The organism is Streptomyces corchorusii (assembly GCF_001514055.1).
GTDB classification, from domain to species: domain Bacteria; phylum Actinomycetota; class Actinomycetes; order Streptomycetales; family Streptomycetaceae; genus Streptomyces; species Streptomyces olivaceoviridis.
On sequence record NZ_KQ948353.1, the window covers coordinates 613,889 to 631,797 of the forward strand.

The following is a 17,909-nucleotide window of genomic DNA, read 5'->3' on the forward strand; positions in this document are numbered from 1 at the left end:
CGGAGGGGGGTGGCCACGAGTCGGTGGCACGCGTCCCCGGGCCCTGGAAGTGCACCGGCCACCGCGCCCGTCCGCCGGTCACCCGCGCAGTGCGGCCGGGGTGTACCGCAGTTGGAAGGTGAGGGTGTGATCGCCGTCCAGCCAGTACACCGTCATGGTCGACAGCACATGGCGCTTGATCCAGCGGGCACGGTCGTTGACGGTCTCCTCCTGCGCCCGGATCCATGATTCGACCTGCTCGGGCAGGCTGAACGTCATGGCGTAGGCATCGGGGTCCCCGGCGGGGCGGATCTGCCACACCGGATGGGACGCGGTCCGCGGGAGCCTGCGCAGGTGCACGGTGTGGGTGGGGTGCCGGCGGGCGTGGTCGACGAAGGCGTGGAGGTTCTCGGAGGCCAGGCCGAGGACGAAGGGGGCCGAGGGGAAGGCGAGCACCAGCCCCGGCGTCCGCCGGCTCGTCAGGCGCTCGGCGATCTCGTCCAGCGGCCGGGCGACGTCCGGGGGCAGGGCGGGCGTCTCGTCGCCGTAGAGGAAGTAGCCGTTGTCGCCGGCGACTTGGAGGAGCCGCCGGCGGAGGTGGCTGCGCACCCCGTACACCCGTGGCCGGGCCGCCGGGGGGAGCGCGTCGAGCGCCTGGTGGACGCGCTGGGCCTGCGTCGCCACCAGGTCCCGCAGCTCCGCGAAGTCGGGCATGGACAGGTCGACCAGCGAGATCTGGTGGGCGAGCGCGTACTCCTGGGCGTCCCGGCTGAAGCCGGCGGTGGAGAAGACGGCGTAGCTGTAGTGGTAGCGCGGCCGGGGCCGGCTCGGGTCGGTGCCGTGGACCGACGTGACCACGTTCTCGTTGACGTCGTGCACCACTCCGTGGCCGTTGCGCACCGTCGGCAGCTTGACGTTCCTGCCGGTGAACTTGGCCTCCACGAAGAGCCGGACCGGCAGCGAGAACGGCGGTACGTACCGGAACTCCCCGAGCGCGTCCGCCTGGTGCCAGGCGCCCCGGCCGCGCACGGCCAGCCCGCTGGGCCGTTGTTCGAGGACGCGGTGTACGGGGTTCGTCTCCTTGTCGTCCGCCGCGGAGAGCAACTCGTACCCGCTCGACCGCAGGAGCCAGGCGACGACCTCTTCCAGTAAGTACCCTCGCAGGACCCTCTCTTGAACCATGCCCGGACTGTAGCCGCGGCCACTGACACCCGGGGCGGCGGCGGTGGCCGGGACTCCGGTCACCGCCGCCGTGGACCTCGCGGGGCTCCGCGGTCAGTGCAGCGGGACGGTCACCTCTCCCGTGCCCCCGGCGCTCGCTCGGCCGGCGACGCGCACGGTGAAGGGGCGGTCGGTGCCCTCCGCGGTGACGCGCAGCAGGTCGCCCTCCCGGCGGACGTGGAACACCGCGGCCGGCGCACCCGTCAGGTCGGGGACGGCGACCTGGCGGGTGTACGTCGCCGCGGCCGGCGGGTGGACCAGCAGGACCGGGTCGTCGAGCCAGTCGCCGTCGGGGCGCTGGTCGTCGGTGGCCAGCGGCAGTACGGCGCCCTCGCGGACGTAGAGCGGGAGGCTGTCGTAGCCGTGCCGTTCGGTGCGCCACGCCGGGCCGGTGACCCGCTCGCCGCTGAGGAGGTGGGTCCAGGTGCCCTCGGGGAGGTAGACCTCCACCTCGCCGTCCTCGCTGAACACCGGGGCGACCAGGAGGTCGGCGCCCAGCATGTACTGGCGGTCGAGGGGGCGGCAGGCGGGGTCGTGCGGGAACTCCAGGACCATGGGCCGCATCACGGGGACGCCGGTGCGGTGGGCCTCGACGGAGGCGCCGTACAGGTAGGGCATGAGGCGGTGCTTGAGCAGGGTGAACCGCCGGGCGACGTCGACGGCCTCCTCGCCGAACGCCCACGGCACCCGGTAGGACGACGATCCGTGCAGCCGGCTGTGGGAGGACAGCAGGCCGAAGGCCAGCCAGCGCTTGAAGACCGCCGGGTCGGGCGTGCCCTCGAAGCCTCCGATGTCGTGGCTCCAGAACCCGAAGCCGCTCAGCGACAGGGACAGGCCGCCCCGGAGCGACTCGGACATGGCCTCGAAGGACGACCAGCAGTCGCCGCCCCAGTGCACGGGGTACTGCTGACCGCCCGCCGTCGCGGAGCGGGCGAAGAGCACGGCCTCGCCCTGTCCGCGCTCCTTTTCGAGGAGTTCGAACACGGTCTGGTTGTACAGGTGGGTGTAGTAGTTGTGCATCCGCTCCGGGTCGGAGCCGTCGTGCCAGACGACATCGGTGGGAATGCGCTCGCCGAAGTCCGTCTTGAAGCAGTCCACGCCCTGGTCCAGCAGCGGCTTCAGCTTGGACTGGAACCAGGCGCGGGCGTCGGGGCTGGTGAAGTCGACCAGTCCCATGCCGGCCTGCCACAGGTCCCACTGCCACACGTCACCGTCCGGCCGGCGCACCAGGTGCCCGAGCGCGGCGGCCTCCTCGAACAGCGGGGACTTCTGCGCGATGTACGGGTTGATCCAGGCGCTGACCTTCAGGCCCTTGGCCTTCAGCCGGGCGAGCATGCCCTCGGGATCGGGGAAGACCTCGGGGTCCCACTCGAAGTCGCACCACTGGTACTCGCGCATCCAGAAGCAGTCGAAGTGGAAGACGGACAGCGGGATGCCGCGCTCGGCCATGCCGTCCACGAACGACGTCACCGTCTGCTCGTCGTAGTCCGTGGTGAAGGACGTGGTCAGCCACAGGCCGAAGGACCAGGCGGGCGGCAGGGCCGGGCGGCCGGTGAGCGCGGTGTAGCGGGTGAGGACGTCCTTCGGGGTGGGGCCCGCGACGACGTAGTACTCCAGCGTCTGGTCCTCGACGCTGAACTGCACCTGCCCGACGGCCTCGGAGCCGACCTCGAAGGAGACCGCGCCGGGGTGGTTGACGAAGACGCCGTAGCCGCGTGAGGACAGGTAGAAGGGGATGTTCTTGTAGGCCTGCTCGCTGCTGGTGCCGCCGTCGGCCTGCCAGATGTCGACCACCTGGCCGTTCTTCACGAACGGCGTGAAGCGCTCGCCGAGGCCGTAGACCTGCTCGCCGACGCCGAGCGCGAGCTGGGTGAGGACGTGGTGGGCGCCGTCGTCGGTGGTGGCGAAGGCGGTGCCCTTGCGGCCCGCCCGGGTCAGCTCCCGCCCGTCCGCGTCGTGGAAGGTCAGCGACCACGGGGCGGCCCGGTCCAGGCGCACGGTCAGCGGGCCGCTGGTCAGCTCGGTGACGGCGCCGTCCCGGCGGACCTCGCCGGCACCGCCGGGCTCGGCCGCCAGGGCGAAGTCCGGCCCGGGGCGGCGCTTGCCGGCGTGGTGGGTGACCCGCACGCCGATGACGCCCTCGGCGGGTGAGAAGCAGTCGACGGTGAGGAGCGGCGCGTTGAGCGTGTCCCCTCTGCGCGTCACCTTCTGCACGGAGGCATAGGCGGTGAAGCGCTTCGATTCGACGCGCACGTCGCGCGCCTCGGTGGCGTACGCGACCTGGACACCGTCGCGGATGCGCCAGAACCCGTTGGTGAACTTCATGGTCTTCCTCGGGGGAGCGGGGCTGTTCGGTGGGGACGGCGGAGGCTGTCGTCCGGCGGGTTGATCGTACACAGAAGAAATCGTCGTCCCGCCTGCTTCAGCCAGCTAAAGCCACTGTGACCTGCAAGTTTGTAGCCGAGTTATCGAGTGCCACTTCGCTGCGTGCCCGGATGAACACGCCTGGGGGTCTAGCGTGACACCCGGGATTGACGTATTAGTCATCAGGCCAAACAAAAGCCCCGGCGACGAAGCCGGGCACACGACAGCAAGGGCCGCAGCATGTCGAAGCGCTTCAATCGCATTCCTGAGAGGTCCCCGGTCGCCAGGCGCCGGGGGCGCCCCCGCAGGACCGTGGCACCACTCACCGCCGTGTCGGTCCTGGTCGCCGGGGCGGCCCTGACCGGATGCGGTCAGCAGCGTGACGGCGACGTCTACACCGTGATGAACTCGTCGACCGACGAGACCTACCACCGCTGGGACGCCGAGGCGATGGCCCGCTGCGGCAAGCAGCTCGGCGTCACTATCGAGCAGCAGAGCGTCCCGGCCGCGCAGGTAATGACGAAGGCGCTGCGCATGGCGTCGTCGAAGTCGCTGCCCGACATCGTCCAGTTCGACGCCTCGGAGATGCCGACGTTCGCCGAGGCGGGCGGCCTGGTCGACCTCAAGACGCTTGGCCTGAGCACCCGGGACATCCCCCGGGGCATCGTGAACTTCGGCTCCTACAAGGGGACCTACTACGGCGCGGCCCGGTCGGTGAACACCCTGGCGCTGTTCTACAACAAGGACATCCTCGACCAGGCCGGGGTGAAGGTCCCCACCACGTGGGACGAGCTGCGCAAGGCCGCGAAGAAGCTCACCGGGGGCAAGCGGTACGGACTGGCGCTCAGCGCGGGCGGCGCGGAGGACGGCGTCTTCCAGTTCACGCCGTTCATGTGGTCCAACGGCGGTGACGAGACCAGGCTGGACGGCCCGCAGGTCGTCGGGGCGCTCGACTACTGGAAGGCCCTGCTGGCGGACGGCTCGCTGTCGAAGTCGACGGTGAGCTGGACGCAGGCGGACGTCAACGACCAGTTCATGGCCGGCAACGCGGCGATGATGATCAACGGCCCCTGGCAGGTCGAGACGCTCAACACGAAGAAGTCGCTGCACTGGGGCATCGCCAAGATCCCGGTCCCCCGGGCGGGCGCGCCCTCCGTCGGCCCGCTCGGCGGTGCCGTGCTCACCGTGCCCAACACCGGTGACACCGCGCGGGAGAAGCGGGCGGGGGAGATCGTCGCCTGTCTGGCGAGCCGGAAGGAGCAGCTGACCTACGCGCTCAACAGCTGGATGGTCCCGGCGAACGCCAAGGCCGCCGCCGTGTGGCGCACACGGGTGCCCGAGCTGGACGCGCTCGCCGACCAGGTGGCCGCCGCCCGGTCCCGGACCGCCAAGCTCGGCGCCGGCTGGCCGAGTGTGTCGCTCGCCCTCCAGAGCGCCTTCCAGTCCGCACTGACCGGCCAGTCCAGCGAGGCCGCCCTGAAGCGCGCCCAGCAGCGGGCCACGAGCGGGAACTGAGGTAAGCCACCATGACCACGTCCATCGTCACCGCCCAGGCGCCCGGGACGGCGTCCCGGACGGCCGCCGCGCCGGACCCGGTCCGGCTGCGCCGCCGCCGCAGACTGGCCCAGTGGGGGTTCGTCGCCCCCGCGGTCGTCTTCATGCTGCTGTTCTTCGGCTATCCGCTCGTCCGCAACGTCGTGATGAGCTTCCAGCACTTCACCCCGAAGACGTTCTTCACCGGGGACGCGCCCTTCAACGGCGCCGACAACTGGTCGAACGTGTTCCGGGACCCGCTGTTCGGCAAGGCGCTCTGGCACACCCTGGTCTTCACCGCCGGCTCGCTGCTCGGCCAGTTCTGCATCGGGATGGCGCTCGCGGTGTTCTTCAGCCGCCGCTTCCCGCTGAACGGTGTCCTGCGGTCGCTGATCCTGCTGCCCTGGCTGGTGCCCATGGTGGTGTCCGGCATCGTGTGGCGCCGCATCCTCGACCAGGACACGGGCGTCCTGAACTCGTTCCTGGACACGCTCGGCCTCGGCGGCCACACCCCGTGGCTAACCAGTCCCGGCATGGCCCTGCTGTCGGTGATCCTCGTCAACATATGGATCGGCATCCCGTTCAACATGGTCATCCTCTACGGCGGTCTCCAGGAGATCCCCAAGGAGCTGTACGAGGCGGCCTCCCTGGACGGCGCCTCCGCCTGGCGGACCTTCCGCTCCATCACCCTGCCGCAGCTCAAGCCGGTGATCACCGTCGTGCTCGTGCTCGGCTTCATGTCGACGGTGAAGATCCTCGACCTGATCCTCGCGCTCACCGACGGCGGCCCGGCCGACGCCACCCAGACCCTGGGCACGCTGACCTACCAGAACTCGTTCGTCCGGCTGGACTTCGGCGCGGGCGCGGTCGTCGGCAACGTCCTCATCCTTGTCTCCGCGGTGTTCGCGGTGTTCTACCTGCGGGCCAACCGCACCGAGGGGAAGTGACCTCCATGGCCGCTCGCACGCCCACGACATCCGGGCGCCGCTGGGGTTCCACCGTCGCCGGTGTGCTCATCCTGTGCGTGATGCTGTTCCCGCTGTACTGGATGCTCAACACCGCGCTCCAGCCCGCCTCGGGTCTGCTCCAGGTCGACCCGGTGCCCGGCAGCCTGGACCTGTCCGGCTTCTCCAAGGCCCTGGACGACCAGGGCGGTCACCTGCTGACCTCGCTGGTCGTCTCGCTCGGCGCGGTCGTCATCTGCCTGGCGGTCTCCGCCCCGGCGGCCTACGGGCTGGCCCGGTTCGGCCTGCGCGGCTCCCGGACGATCGTGTTCGGCACGCTGATCACCCAGATGGTGCCGGGCATCGTCATCGCCAACGCGCTCTACAACTCGTACGTCGACCTCGGCCTGGTCAACTCCTACTTCGGCCTGATGCTGGCGGACGCCTCGCTCGGCATCCCGTTCTCGATCGTGCTGATGCGGTCCTTCATGGTGTCGATCCCGGGCGAGGTGATCGAGGCGGCGCAGATGGACGGTGCCGGGCCGGTGCGGACGTTCCTGCGGGTGGTGCTGCCGATGAGCCGCAACTCCCTGATCACGTCGGGGCTGTTCGCCTTCCTCTTCTCGTGGAGCGACTTCATGTTCGCGCTCACGCTGAACACCACCGACGACGTCAAGCCGGTCACGCTGGGCATCTACCAGTACATCGGCGCCCACGTCGGCGACTGGGGGTCGGTGATGGCCGCGTCCGTGCTGTCCGCGGTGCCCGCGGCGATCCTGCTCGTGCTCGCCCAGAAGTACATCGCCGCCGGCATCACCGGCGGTTCCGTCAAGTGACCCGCCCCACCGCACCCCTGGAAACGGCCTTCATGACTGACTTCCCCGACACCACCGGCTTCCCCGACTTCCCGCCCGGCTTCGTCTTCGGCGCCGCGACCGCCTCGTACCAGATCGAGGGCGCGGCGCGGGAGGACGGCCGCGGGCCGTCGATCTGGGACACCTACAGCCACACGCCGGGCCGGACGGCGAACGGCGACACCGGAGACGTGGCCTGCGACCACTACCACCGCTACCGGGAGGACGTGGCGCTGCTGCGCGACCTGGGCGTGGACTCGTACCGCTTCTCGATCGCCTGGCCGCGGATCGTGCCCGACGGCTCCGGCCCGGTGAACTCCAAGGGGCTGGACTTCTACTCCCGGCTCGTCGACGAACTGCTCGCGGCAGGCATCGAGCCGGCCGCCACCCTCTACCACTGGGACCTGCCGCAGGCGCTCGAAGACCGGGGCGGCTGGCGGGTGCGGGAGACGGCGGAGCGGTTCGCCGAGTACGCGGCCGTCGTGGCCGGGCACCTGGGCGACCGGGTGCCGCGCTGGATCACCCTCAACGAGCCGTGGTGCAGCGCCTTCCTCGGCTACTCCGTGGGCCGGCACGCGCCCGGCGCCCAGGAGGGCCGGGGCGCGCTGGCCGCCGCGCACCACCTGCTGGTCGGCCACGGCCTGGCGGTCGGGGCGCTGCGGGCGGCCGGGGTGCGCGAGGTCGGCATCACCCTCAACCTCGACCGCAACCTGCCGGCCGGCGACTCCCCCGCCGACCTCGCGGCCGTGGTCCGCGCCGACACCCAGCACAACCTGGTGTGGACCGAGCCGATCCTCGCGGGCCGCTACCCGGCCACCGAGGAGGAGACCTGGGGCGAGCTGATCACCGGGGCGGACTTCCGGCGGGACGGCGACCTGGAACTGATCTCCCGGCCGCTGGACTTCCTCGGCATCAACTACTACCGGCCCATCGTGGTCGCCGACGCCCCGCACCGCGAGGCCGACCCGGCACGGCGGGTGGCCACGGACAACCGCTACGCGGAGGTCGGGCTGCCGGGCGTGCGGCAGACGGCGATGGGCTGGCCGGTGGTCCCCGGCTCCTTCACCGACCTGCTGGTCCAGCTCAAGGAGCGGTACGGGGACGCGCTGCCGCCGGTCCACATCACGGAGAACGGCTCGGCGGAGGACGACACGCTCTCCGCCGACGGCGCGGTGCACGACACCGACCGGGTGGCCTACCTGCGCGACCACCTCACCGCGCTGCGCGCCGCGATGGACGCCGGCGTCGACGTCCGCGGCTACTACGTCTGGTCGCTGCTGGACAACTTCGAGTGGGCCCTCGGCTACGACAAGCGCTTCGGGATCGTCCGGGTCGACTACGACACCCAGCGGCGCACACCGAAGGACAGCTACCACTGGTACAAGGCGATGATCGCCGCACAGCGGGGGTGACGCGGGTTCCTGGCCAAGGCGCCGTATCTTGGCGCCGCCGAGCGCACCCGGCCGGCCGACGGGGACCCGTCCCCCCGGGCCGGCCGGGCGGACCCGGCGCCGATGCCGACGGCGCGACGGATCTCGCCGGGTTGTGACGCACGCCACCGGCGGTGACCGTCACACGGCGGCGGAGACCGGCGTCTCGTGGGTGTGGCGGAGTCGAGCGCGAAGAAAGCGGGGGCCGGGCATGGGCGAGCGGCAGACGGACGGAGCCGGACACCGTACCGGCGGGAGCCGCGCGGGCTCCCCGACCGAGGCGTTCCTCGCCCACCGCAGCCTGCTGTTCACCGTCGCCTACGAGATGCTGGGCTCGGCCGCCGACGCCGAGGACGTCCTCCAGGAGACCTGGCTGCGCTGGGCGGGCGTCGACCCGCAGACGGTGCGCAACCAGCGGGCGTACCTGGTCCGGATCACCACCCGCCAGGCGCTGACCCGGCTGCGCGCGCTCGCCCGGCGCAAGGAGTCCTACGTCGGTCCCTGGCTGCCCGAGCCGCTGCTGACCGCCCCCGACGTGGCCGAGGACGTCGAACTCGCCGACAGCGTCTCGATGGCGATGCTGCTGGTGCTGGAGACGCTCACGCCGACCGAGCGGGCGGTGTTCGTGCTCCGCGAGGTGTTCGGCGTGGAGTACGACGAGATCGCCGAGGCCGTCGGCAAGAGCCAGGCCGCCGTCCGCCAGATCACCCGCCGGGCACGCGCGCACGTGGCGGCGCGCCGGCCTCGCGGAGCCGTCTCCGCGGCCGAGACCCGCACCGCGCTGGAGGCGTTCCGGCGGGCGGTCGAAACGGGCGACCTGCAAGGGCTGCTCGACATCCTGGCGCCCGACGTCGTCTTCCTCGGGGACGGCGGCGGAGTCGCCGAGGCCGCGCCGGTGCCGGTCGTGGGGGCGGAGCGGGTCGCCTCGCTGGCCGCCGGGCTGAGCAGGTTCGGCCCCGCCGCGTCGCTGGAGCCCGCCGAGGTCAACGGCTACCCGGCGCTGCTCTTCCGGCTCGGCGGCAGGATCGACACCGTGATCGCGGCGCACCTGGACGACGGCCGCGTCACCGGCCTCTACGCCGTCCGCAACCCCGAGAAGCTGTCGCGCATGGACCGCGAGACCGCCCTGCGCCGCTGAACCGCCTCCCTGCTGCGCGCCCGTCTTACGGAGTCGTGACGTGCGGGCGCGGCCCGCCGGCCCGGTGCGGCGGCGGGCCTAGCGTGGGGGCATGCGGGTACTGGTCACCGGCGGCGCCGGGTTCATCGGGTCTCATGTGGTCGAGGCGCTGACGGCGCGCGGGCACGAGGCGGTCGTGTTCGACGTGCGTACGGATCCGGCTGACGACGTGCGGGATCCGGTCGCGGTCGCGCGGGCGGTGGCCGGTGTGGACGCCGTCTGCCACCAGGCCGCGATGGTCGGGCTCGGGACCGGGTTCGGGGACGCGGCGGAGTACGTCTCCCGCAACGACCTGGGCACCGCCGTACTCCTCGCGGCCATGGCCGAGGCCGGGGTACGGCGCCTCGTGCTGGCCGGGTCGATGGTCGTGTACGGCGAGGGGCGGTACGTGTGCCCGCGCGACGGGGTCGTACGGCCGGGGCCGCGGACCGTCGCCGATCTGGACGCGGGGCGGTTCGAACCGAGGTGCCCGGTGTGCGGCGCCGAGCCGGCCCCCGGGCTGGTCGGCGAGGACACGCCGGCCGATCCGCGCAATGTGTACGCCACGACCAAACTGGCGCAGGAGCACCTGGCCGCCGCCTGGGCCCGGTCGACCGGCGGGTCCGCCGTGTCGCTGCGCTACCACAACGTGTACGGGCCCCGGATGCCCCGCGACACCCCCTACGCCGGCGTCGCCTCCTTCTTCCGGTCCGCGCTCGCCCGGGGCGAGGCACCCCGCGTCTTCGAGGACGGGCGGCAGCGCCGGGACTTCGTGCACGTCCGGGACGTGGCCGCGGCCGACGTCGTGGCGCTGGAGGCGGGGTCCGCGCCGGGCGCGCTGACCGCGTACAACACCGGCAGCGGCGAGCCGCACACCGTCGGGGAGATGGCCCGCGCGCTGGCCGACGCCCACGGCGGTCCCGCGCCGGTCGTCACCGGGGAGTACCGGCTGGGCGACGTACGGCACATCACCGCCGACTCCTCACGCCTGCGGGCCGAACTGGGCTGGAAGCCGCGGGTCGGCTTCGAGGAGGGAATGCGGGAGTTCGCGGCCTCGGGGTGACCGGTGCCGGTCAGGCTCTTGCGGACCCCGCTCGTACACGTGGTCGCCCTGGGCGTTGGTGCCGCCCGAAGCCGAACTGGCCGTCGCCGGTGGCGTACCGGCTAGGGAGCCGCCGGGAGCGTGACCTCGAAGCGGCAGCCGCCGGGGATGTTGTGCACGGTGGCCCGGCCCCGGTGGGCCTCCACGATGCCGCGCACGATGGCGAGGCCGAGGCCCGCGCCGGCCGGCGGGGTGCGGGCGTGGGTGCCGCGCCAGCCGGTGTCGAAGACGCGGGGCAGGTCCTCCTCCGGGATGCCGCCGCAGCCGTCCGTCACGGAGAGCACCACGCCGTCGGGCGAGCGCTCGGCGGCGACGGCGACGGTGCCGTCGGCGGGCGTCCGGCGGATGGCGTTGACCAGCAGGTTGCCCAGGACGCGGCTCATCTCCTTGGCGTCGACCTCGACCGGGACCGGCTCCACCCGGTCGCCGACCAGCCGTACGCCGTGGGCGCGGGCGAGCGGGTCGGCTCCCGCGAGGGCGTCGCCGACGAGGTCGTAGAGCGAGATCCGGGACGGGCTCAGCGGAAGCGTGCCGGCGTGGATGCGGGAGAGTTCGAAGAGGTCGCCGACCATGCCGTTGAGGCGCTCGACCTCGGTGCGGATCTGCTTCAGATAGCGGTCGGGGTCGTCGGCGACGCCGTCCTCCAGGGCCTCCGACATGGCGCGCAGACCGGCGAGCGGGGTGCGCAGGTCGTGGGAGATCCAGGCGACGAGTTCCCGGCGCGAGGACTCCAGCAGGCGTTCCCGTTCCCGGGACTCGGCGAGTCTCGCGCTGGTGGCCGCCAGCTCGCGGCTCAGTTCGGCCAGTTCGGCGGTGGCCGGGCCCGCGGGGGCGGCGAAGTCGCCGGCCTCGCCGAACGAACGTGCCGCCATGGCGAGTTCGTGACTGCGGGCGACGACCCAGCGGCCCAGTACCAGCGCGGTCGCCAGGGAGACCACGGCCGCCATGGCGACGACCGTCGTCACCACGCTCAGGTCGTGGGCGGACAGGAACATCGCCTGGGCGACGGCGAGGGTGCCGGCGAGCACGCCGCCCACGCCGACCGCCGCGATCACGGCGAGGGACACGGTGAGCGAGCGGCGCCGCAGCAGCCGGAGCGCGGCGGCCCCGGCCAGGCCCGTGACGGCGGCCCCGGCGAAGGCGAGCAGGGCGATGAGGACGGTGTCGCGCACGTCAGCCCTCCCCTTCCGCGCCGCTCGGCTCGAAGCGGTAGCCGACGCCCCACACGGTCTGGATCAGGCGCGGCCGGGCGGGGTCGTCCTCGACCTTGCCGCGCAGCCGGCGGATGTGGACCGTCACGGTGGACAGGTCGCCGAAGTCCCAGCCCCACACCTCGCGCATCAGGTCCTCCCGGCCGTAGGCCCTCCCCGGGTGCCGCAGGAAGAAGGCGAGGAGGTCGAACTCCCGTAGCGTGAGGGCGAGTTCGGTACCGTTCTTGGTGGCGCGGCGGGCGGCCGGGTCGACGGTGACACCGGCCGCGGTCAGCGGCCCGGTGCCCGTGCCGGGCAGCGCCCGGCGGAGCACGGACTGCACCCGCAGGACCAGTTCGCGGGGGCTGAACGGCTTGGTCACGTAGTCGTCGGCGCCGACCTCCAGACCCGTGATGCGGTCGTCCTCGTCACCGCGGGCGGTGAGCATGACGACGGGGACGGGAGCCCGCGCGCGCAGCCGCCGGCAGACCTCCAGTCCGTCCATGCCGGGCAGCATCAGGTCCAGTACGACCAGGTCCGGCCAGTGGGCGGCGGCGCGGGTGAGGGCGGTGGGGCCGTCGGCGGCGCGGTCGACCGCGTATCCGGCGCGGCCGAGGTATCCGGCGACGATCTCGGCGACGGTCGCGTCGTCGTCCACGACCAGGACCCGGGGGGCACCGGGGACGGAGCGGGGGGCCGGTGCTTCGGTGCCGGGGGCGGACCCGTCCCTGACTGGGCGTCCGGCGGGCAGGTGCGGCTGCTGCATGTCACCAGCCTCGCACCGGGCCGCGGCGGGTGTCGCACCCCTGGCCCGCTCCCGGCCCGGACGTCCGCGTTTCGTAAGCAGCGCCGGCCCGATATGCCCGGTTCCCCTCCGTAGGGTGAACGGCGTGACCCCCTCATCCCCCTCATCGGCGGCGAGCGTGGACGTGGTGCTGCCCTGCCTGGACGAGGCGGAGGCCCTGCCCTGGGTGCTCGCCCGGATCCCGGCGGGCTGGCGCGCCCTCGTGGTCGACAACGGCTCCACCGACGGCTCCGCGGGCCTCGCCCGCGCCCTCGGCGCGACCGTCGTGCACGAGCCGCGACGCGGTTTCGGCGCCGCCTGCCACGCCGGGCTGACCGCCGCCACCGCCGACGTCGTCTGCTTCTGCGACTGCGACGCCTCCCTCGACCCCGGGCACCTCGTGCCCTTCGTCCGGGACGTCCTCGACGGCCGGGCCGACCTGGTCCTGGGCCGGCGGCGGGCGCGGACCCGGCGTGCCTGGCCCGCGCACGCCCGGGCGGGCAACTTCGCGCTCGCGCGGCTGCTGCGCCGCCGTACCGGGCTGCGGCTGCACGACCTCGGCCCGCTGCGTGCCGCCCGCCGGGAGCCGCTGCTGGCGCTCGGCCTCGACGACCGGCGCAGCGGCTATCCGCTCCAGATGGTGGTGCGCGCGGCCGACGCGGGCTGGCGGATCGCCGAGCACGACGTGCCGTACCTGCCGCGCACCGGTGCCTCCAAGGTGACGGGCACCTGGCGCGGCACCTGGCAGGCGGTGCGGGACATGAGCCGCGTCCTGGCCGAACCGCCGGCCGGCGGGAGGACCGCACCGTGACCACACTGCTCGTGATCGCCAAGGAACCGCTGCCGGGGCGGGTCAAGACGCGGCTCACCCCGCCGTTCAGCCCCGCTCAGGCTGCGGAGCTCGCCGAGGCCGCGCTCGCCGACACCCTGTGCGCCGTCGCGGCGGCCCCCGCCACCCGGCGCGTCCTGGTGCTGGACGGGAGCCCCGGCCCCTGGCTGCCGCCCGGCTTCGACGTCGTACCGCAGTGCGCGGGCGGGCTGGACCTGCGGCTCGCCGACGCGTTCGCGCGGTGCACCGGTCCCGCCCTGCTCATCGGCATGGACACCCCGCAGGTGACCCCGGAGCTGCTCACCGTGGACTTCGCGGGGTACGACGCGTGCTTCGGCCCGGCGGAGGACGGCGGCTTCTGGGCGCTGGGCCTGGCCGAGCCCGACCCGGCTCTGCTGCGGGGCGTGCCCATGTCGACGCCGTGGACCGGTGCCGTCCAGCGGCGGCGGCTGGTGGCCGCGGGGCTGCGGGTGCGCGAGCTGCCCCGGCTGCGGGACGTGGACACGGCCGCCGACGCGGTGGCGGTCGCCGGCCGGGCGCCGCACGGCCGGTTCGCCGCCCGGCTGGCCCGGTGCGCCGCGCACCCCTGCGGACCGGGGACCGGGCGATGAGCACCCGGAGCCGCAGCCGGGCGAGGAGCGCCCCGCCGGCCGTCCCCTGGGCCGGGGCCGGTCCCTACGCCCTCGCCCTGCGCACCGGGCGCGGCCCGCTGTTCCTGCGCCGGACCGACGGCTGGCTGCTGCCGCTGGAGGTCGAGCGCTGGTGCGCGCGGGCGGACCCGGTCGACCGGGCGGTGCTGGACCGGTGCGAGGGTGCCGTGCTCGACGTCGGCTGCGGACCGGGGCGGCTGGTGGCGGAGCTCGCCGCCCGGGGCCGTACCGTCCTCGGCATCGACGTCAGCGAGGCCGCCGTCGACCACACCGTGCGGCTCGGCGGCCAGGCGCTGCGGCGCTCGGTGTTCGAGCCGCTGCCCGGCGAGGGGCGCTGGGGCACCGTGCTGCTCATGGACGGCAACGTCGGCATCGGGGGCGACCCGCGCGCCCTGCTGGACCGGGTGGCCCGGCTGCTGCGGCCCGGCGGTCTGCTGATCGCCGAGACGGCCGTGGTGGACGTCGACGAACGGTCCGAGGTGCAGGTCGTCGACGGCACCGATGTGGACACGGGCGGCCATGGTGCCTTTCCGTGGGCGCGGCTCGGCACCCCGGCCCTGCTGCGGTACGCGGGCCGGGCGGGCTGGCGCACCGCCGGTCAGTGGACGACCGGCCGGCGCCGCTTCGTCGCCCTGCGCAGCCGCAGCCCCCGCAGCGCCAGCAGCAGCGCCGAGCCGGCGAACAGCACCGCGCTGATCAGCAGCCAGCGGGCGAGGAAGCCGTCCGCCGACAGGCCGGTGGCGGACCGGTAGGGCCGGTCCACCATGCCGGTGATCAGCGGGAACCACACGAGCAGCAGCAGTCCGGACAGGGCGGCCGGGACCCGGACGTACATGGTCCGCTCCCGCCGCCCGGCGGCGCCGAGAGCGCGGACGACCGCCCGGTCCGCCACCGCGTACAGCGGCAGCAGCACGAGATCGTGCAGCAGGGCCGCGCCCACCAGCCACAGCGCCACGGCCCGCCAGTCGCCCGCGAACAGCCGTACGCCGGCGTAGCCGGCGAGCGCGAAGGAGCAGGCCAGCAGCAGGATCTGCAACGGGCTGCCGAGGGCCGGGCGCGGAAGCATCACAGGTCTCCGAAGGTCAGCCGGGCCACCCACTTGGTGTTGAGCACACCGGGCGCCGCGGGCACGATGATCCGCGCCGGATGGCCGTGGTCGGGGGACAGGGCCTCGCCGTTGACGTACAGGGCGAGCAGGGAGCGCGGGTCGGCCACCTGGTTGGCGCGCAGGGCGGCCCGGCGGAAGGCCCCGCGCCGCTGGAGCGACTCCACGAACAGGTCCGGCGGGTCGCCGTCGTACCCGACGAGCGCGGCGAGGTCGCGCAGCCGCACCCCGCGCCACCACTGGTCCTCCGTCGACCAGCCCTCGACGCAGGCGATGGGCAACGCGGAGCTGTGCAGCGGCAGCCGGAGCAACTGGGCGCGGCTGAGGCGGACCGTTCCGGTGCGGCCGGTGACGACGAGCCGCCATGCCTCCTCGCCGGTCTCCGCCGCGTCGATGCCGGCGTAGGCGGCCGTCTTGTTGATCTGGAAGCCGTTCGGCCCGCCGCCGGGGTCGGCTCCGCCGTGCGGCGCGAGGAGGGCGGTGCGCCGCAGCGCTCCCCCGATGCTCTGGCCCGCGGTGGTGACGAGGAGCAGCAGCGAGGCGCCCCCGACGAACCACAGCGCCCCGCGCCGGGACACGGTCGGCGGCAGCGGGCGGGGGGACACCAACTCCCCCGGCTCCGGCGCGCGGGGCACCGGCTCCCCCCGCTCCTCGCGCCGTCGGCGCAGGCTTCGTACGGCGGTCGGCAGTTTCAGCGCCGCGTGCGCCACGAACGCGGCGAAGAAGACCCAGGCGCCGTAGAAGTGCAGCGGGTAGAAGGAGCCGGGGAAGACGTAGTCGAGCTGGACGTTCAGGACGCCGGTCGTGAACTCGAACAGCCCGCCGCCGACGAGGAGGAGCAGGGAGATCCGCTCCAGGGCGTGCGCGAGCGAGCGGGCCGGGGGCAGGGCGAACAGCCTCGGCACGACCGACCAGAGTTTGGCCAGCAGCACCGGGATCAGGGTGATGCCGAGGGTGACGTGCAGTCCCTGGGTGACCCGGTAGAGCCAGTACGGGTTCGTCGGCCAGGCGAAGAGGTAGAAGCCGAGGATTCCCTTGTCCGGCGTCTGGTCGTTCACCCGTGCGAGGTCCGGGTTGTAGGCGGCGTAGGACACCAGGCCCGTCACGAACAGCACCGTGATGCCCACCAGCAGCACGATGCCGAGCACCGAGGTGAACCAGGGGCCGCGCAGCGGGCTGCGCCAGAAGCCGGGTGAGGAGGGGAGCCGAGGGTCGTCGTCTCGCATGTCTCGACCGTAGGCCGGAACACGCCGTGACCGCGTCCGCGACCCATGACGAAACGCTGACGTCGGGCCGCCGGTCCCCTCGTTCCCCCGGTCGCCGCCCTAGCGTTCCGGTGTGACCCAGCCTCCCCTGCGCGACCGGTACGCCGGCCTGCGCGCCGATCTCTGTGCCGCGTCGGCCGCCGCCCTGCTCGTCCTCGTCGCCGTGCTGGTCGGCCGGCACATCCAGGACACCCGGCGCACCCTGTTCGTCCACTGGCCGCCGCTGCTGGCCGACTGGGACCCGCACCTGGGGCCGGGCACCCCGGCCGCCGTCCTGGTGGCGGTCGCCGTGGTGGCGTACGGGCCCTGCGTCGCCGCACGGCTGCCGTGGCGGGGGCTGCTCCTCGCGGCCTGGGCCGCGGCACTGGCCTGGACCTGGTCGCTGGCGCTGGTCGACGGCTGGCAGCGGGGTGTGGCCGGGCGGCTCACCGCCCGCAACGAGTACCTGAGGGTGATCGGCCGCTTCCACGACCTCCCGGCCGCGCTGCGCGACTTCACCCACCACATCGTGAGCGGCTCCCCCGCCCCCTGGCCCGCGCACGTCGCCGGGCATCCCCCGGCGGCCACCGTCACCTTCGTCCTCCTGGACCGGGCCGGGCTGCGCGGCGGCGGCTGGGCCGGGGCCTGGTGCATCACCGTCGGGGCGACCGCCTGCGTGGCGGTCCTGGTGGCGGTGCGGGCGCTGGCCGACGAGCGCCTGGCCCGGCGGGCGGCGCCGTTCCTCGTCCTCGCCCCGGCCGCCGTGTGGGTGGGCGCCTCGGCCGACGGGTACTTCGCGGCGGTCGCGGCCTGGTCGGTGGCCCTGCTGGCGCTGGCGGTCACCGGACGGTCCGCGGCCTGGGCGGTGGGCAGCGGGCTGCTGTACGGCCTGACCTGCTACCTCTCGTACGGCCTGACGCTCTTCGCGCTGATCGGGGCGGTGGTGCCGGCGGCGGGACGGCGCCGGGTGCGACCGGTCCCGCTCGTCCTCTTCGTGGCGGGGGCGGCGGTGGTCCCGACGGTGTTCACCCTGGCCGGGTTCGACTGGTGGGAGGGGTACCGGCTGCTGGTGACGCGCTACTACCAGGGCGTCGGCGGCATCCGCCCCTACGGCTACTGGGTGTGGGCCAACCTGGCCTGCACGGTGCTGATCACCGGCCTGGCCACGGCGGCGGGGCTCCGGCGGACGGGCGTCTGCCTCGTCCGCCGCCGCACGGCCCCCCGTGCGGAGTTCCGGCTCGCCCTCCTGGTGGCGGCGGCGCTGCTCGCCCTGCTGGCCGCCGACCTGTCCGGCATGAGCAAGGCGGAGACGGAACGCATCTGGCTGCCCTTCGCGATGTGGCTGCTCCCGGCCTGCGCGCTCCTCCCCCGCCCACGCGGCTGGCTCACCGCCCAGGCAGCGCTCGCGCTGCTGCTGAACCACCTGCTGCTCACCGGCTGGTGACCGGGCCCGGGGGAACGCGCCGGCCGGCCACCCGATCCGAACCCGGCCGGCCCCGGCCTAGTCCCCCGGTCGGCCCGGTT

At 73.7% G+C, this 17,909-nt stretch carries 15 protein-coding genes; 10 read left to right on the forward strand and 5 right to left on the reverse strand.

What is annotated here, in order from left to right; genetic code table 11:
• Positions 1 to 78 precede the first annotated feature (78 nt).
• Positions 79 to 1,161, reverse strand: a complete 1,083-nt coding sequence (locus AQJ11_RS09785) for a PDDEXK family nuclease (protein ID WP_244218172.1) — start codon at positions 1,159 to 1,161, stop codon at positions 79 to 81.
• Positions 1,162 to 1,254: 93 nt separating this feature from the next.
• Positions 1,255 to 3,525, reverse strand: coding sequence for an alpha-xylosidase (gene yicI / locus AQJ11_RS09790; protein WP_059262644.1), 2,271 nt, complete (start codon positions 3,523 to 3,525; stop codon positions 1,255 to 1,257).
• A gap of 279 nt (positions 3,526 to 3,804) precedes the next feature.
• Here yicI and AQJ11_RS09795 point away from each other — a divergent pair, with 279 nt between their 5' ends.
• The 6 genes from AQJ11_RS09795 (at position 3,805) to AQJ11_RS09820 (ending at position 10,544) form a co-directional block, all read left to right on the forward strand.
• Positions 3,805 to 5,079: an ABC transporter substrate-binding protein gene (locus tag AQJ11_RS09795; RefSeq protein ID WP_059262646.1), complete on the forward strand. Its 1,275-nt coding sequence runs from the start codon at positions 3,805 to 3,807 to the stop codon at positions 5,077 to 5,079.
• A gap of 11 nt (positions 5,080 to 5,090) precedes the next feature.
• Positions 5,091 to 6,044 (forward strand): carbohydrate ABC transporter permease, encoded by a 954-nt coding sequence (locus AQJ11_RS09800; RefSeq protein WP_014676546.1) that lies wholly within the window; start codon positions 5,091 to 5,093, stop codon positions 6,042 to 6,044.
• Positions 6,045 to 6,049: 5 nt separating this feature from the next.
• Positions 6,050 to 6,877: a carbohydrate ABC transporter permease gene (locus tag AQJ11_RS09805; RefSeq protein ID WP_014676545.1), complete on the forward strand. Its 828-nt coding sequence runs from the start codon at positions 6,050 to 6,052 to the stop codon at positions 6,875 to 6,877.
• Between the two features lie 32 nt (positions 6,878 to 6,909).
• The gene (locus tag AQJ11_RS09810; RefSeq protein ID WP_059262647.1) at positions 6,910 to 8,307 is read left to right on the forward strand and encodes a GH1 family beta-glucosidase; all 1,398 of its coding nucleotides are present in this window, start codon (positions 6,910 to 6,912) and stop codon (positions 8,305 to 8,307) included.
• Positions 8,308 to 8,536: 229 nt separating this feature from the next.
• On the forward strand, positions 8,537 to 9,463 hold the full coding sequence (locus tag AQJ11_RS09815; RefSeq protein ID WP_059262649.1) for an RNA polymerase sigma-70 factor: 927 nt from the start codon (positions 8,537 to 8,539) through the stop codon (positions 9,461 to 9,463).
• 91 nt (positions 9,464 to 9,554) lie between these two features.
• Complete coding sequence (locus AQJ11_RS09820) at positions 9,555 to 10,544, forward strand: NAD-dependent epimerase/dehydratase family protein (RefSeq protein WP_014676542.1); 990 nt, start codon at positions 9,555 to 9,557, stop codon at positions 10,542 to 10,544.
• A gap of 101 nt (positions 10,545 to 10,645) precedes the next feature.
• On the opposite strand, the gene AQJ11_RS09825 is transcribed toward AQJ11_RS09820, so the two are convergent.
• Positions 10,646 to 11,755 (reverse strand): sensor histidine kinase, encoded by a 1,110-nt coding sequence (locus tag AQJ11_RS09825; protein WP_059262656.1) that lies wholly within the window; start codon positions 11,753 to 11,755, stop codon positions 10,646 to 10,648.
• A gap of 1 nt (position 11,756) precedes the next feature.
• Positions 11,757 to 12,539: a response regulator transcription factor gene (locus tag AQJ11_RS09830; protein ID WP_244218173.1), complete on the reverse strand. Its 783-nt coding sequence runs from the start codon at positions 12,537 to 12,539 to the stop codon at positions 11,757 to 11,759.
• Between the two features lie 124 nt (positions 12,540 to 12,663).
• Between AQJ11_RS09830 and AQJ11_RS09835 the strand changes: the two genes are divergently transcribed.
• From AQJ11_RS09835 to AQJ11_RS09845, 3 genes are read left to right on the forward strand one after another with little or no spacing between them, the layout of a single operon-like run.
• On the forward strand, positions 12,664 to 13,368 hold the full coding sequence (locus tag AQJ11_RS09835; RefSeq protein WP_237281026.1) for a glycosyltransferase family 2 protein: 705 nt from the start codon (positions 12,664 to 12,666) through the stop codon (positions 13,366 to 13,368).
• Positions 13,365 to 13,997, forward strand: coding sequence for a TIGR04282 family arsenosugar biosynthesis glycosyltransferase (locus tag AQJ11_RS09840; RefSeq protein ID WP_014676538.1), 633 nt, complete (start codon positions 13,365 to 13,367; stop codon positions 13,995 to 13,997). Before AQJ11_RS09835 ends, AQJ11_RS09840 begins: the two co-directional genes overlap by 4 nt.
• Positions 13,994 to 14,788 carry a class I SAM-dependent methyltransferase gene (locus AQJ11_RS09845; protein WP_058083107.1) on the forward strand — a complete coding sequence of 265 codons (795 nt, stop codon included), beginning with the start codon at positions 13,994 to 13,996 and terminating at the stop codon, positions 14,786 to 14,788. The genes AQJ11_RS09840 and AQJ11_RS09845 overlap by 4 nt, the downstream gene beginning before the upstream one ends.
• A gap of 313 nt (positions 14,789 to 15,101) precedes the next feature.
• On the opposite strand, the gene AQJ11_RS09850 is transcribed toward AQJ11_RS09845, so the two are convergent.
• Positions 15,102 to 16,367: a molybdopterin-dependent oxidoreductase gene (locus AQJ11_RS09850; RefSeq protein ID WP_086011605.1), complete on the reverse strand. Its 1,266-nt coding sequence runs from the start codon at positions 16,365 to 16,367 to the stop codon at positions 15,102 to 15,104.
• 112 nt (positions 16,368 to 16,479) lie between these two features.
• On the opposite strand from AQJ11_RS09850, the gene AQJ11_RS09855 reads away from it, so the two are divergent.
• Positions 16,480 to 17,829 carry a hypothetical protein gene (locus AQJ11_RS09855; RefSeq protein WP_059262658.1) on the forward strand — a complete coding sequence of 450 codons (1,350 nt, stop codon included), beginning with the start codon at positions 16,480 to 16,482 and terminating at the stop codon, positions 17,827 to 17,829.
• Positions 17,830 to 17,909: the final 80 nt, after the last annotated feature.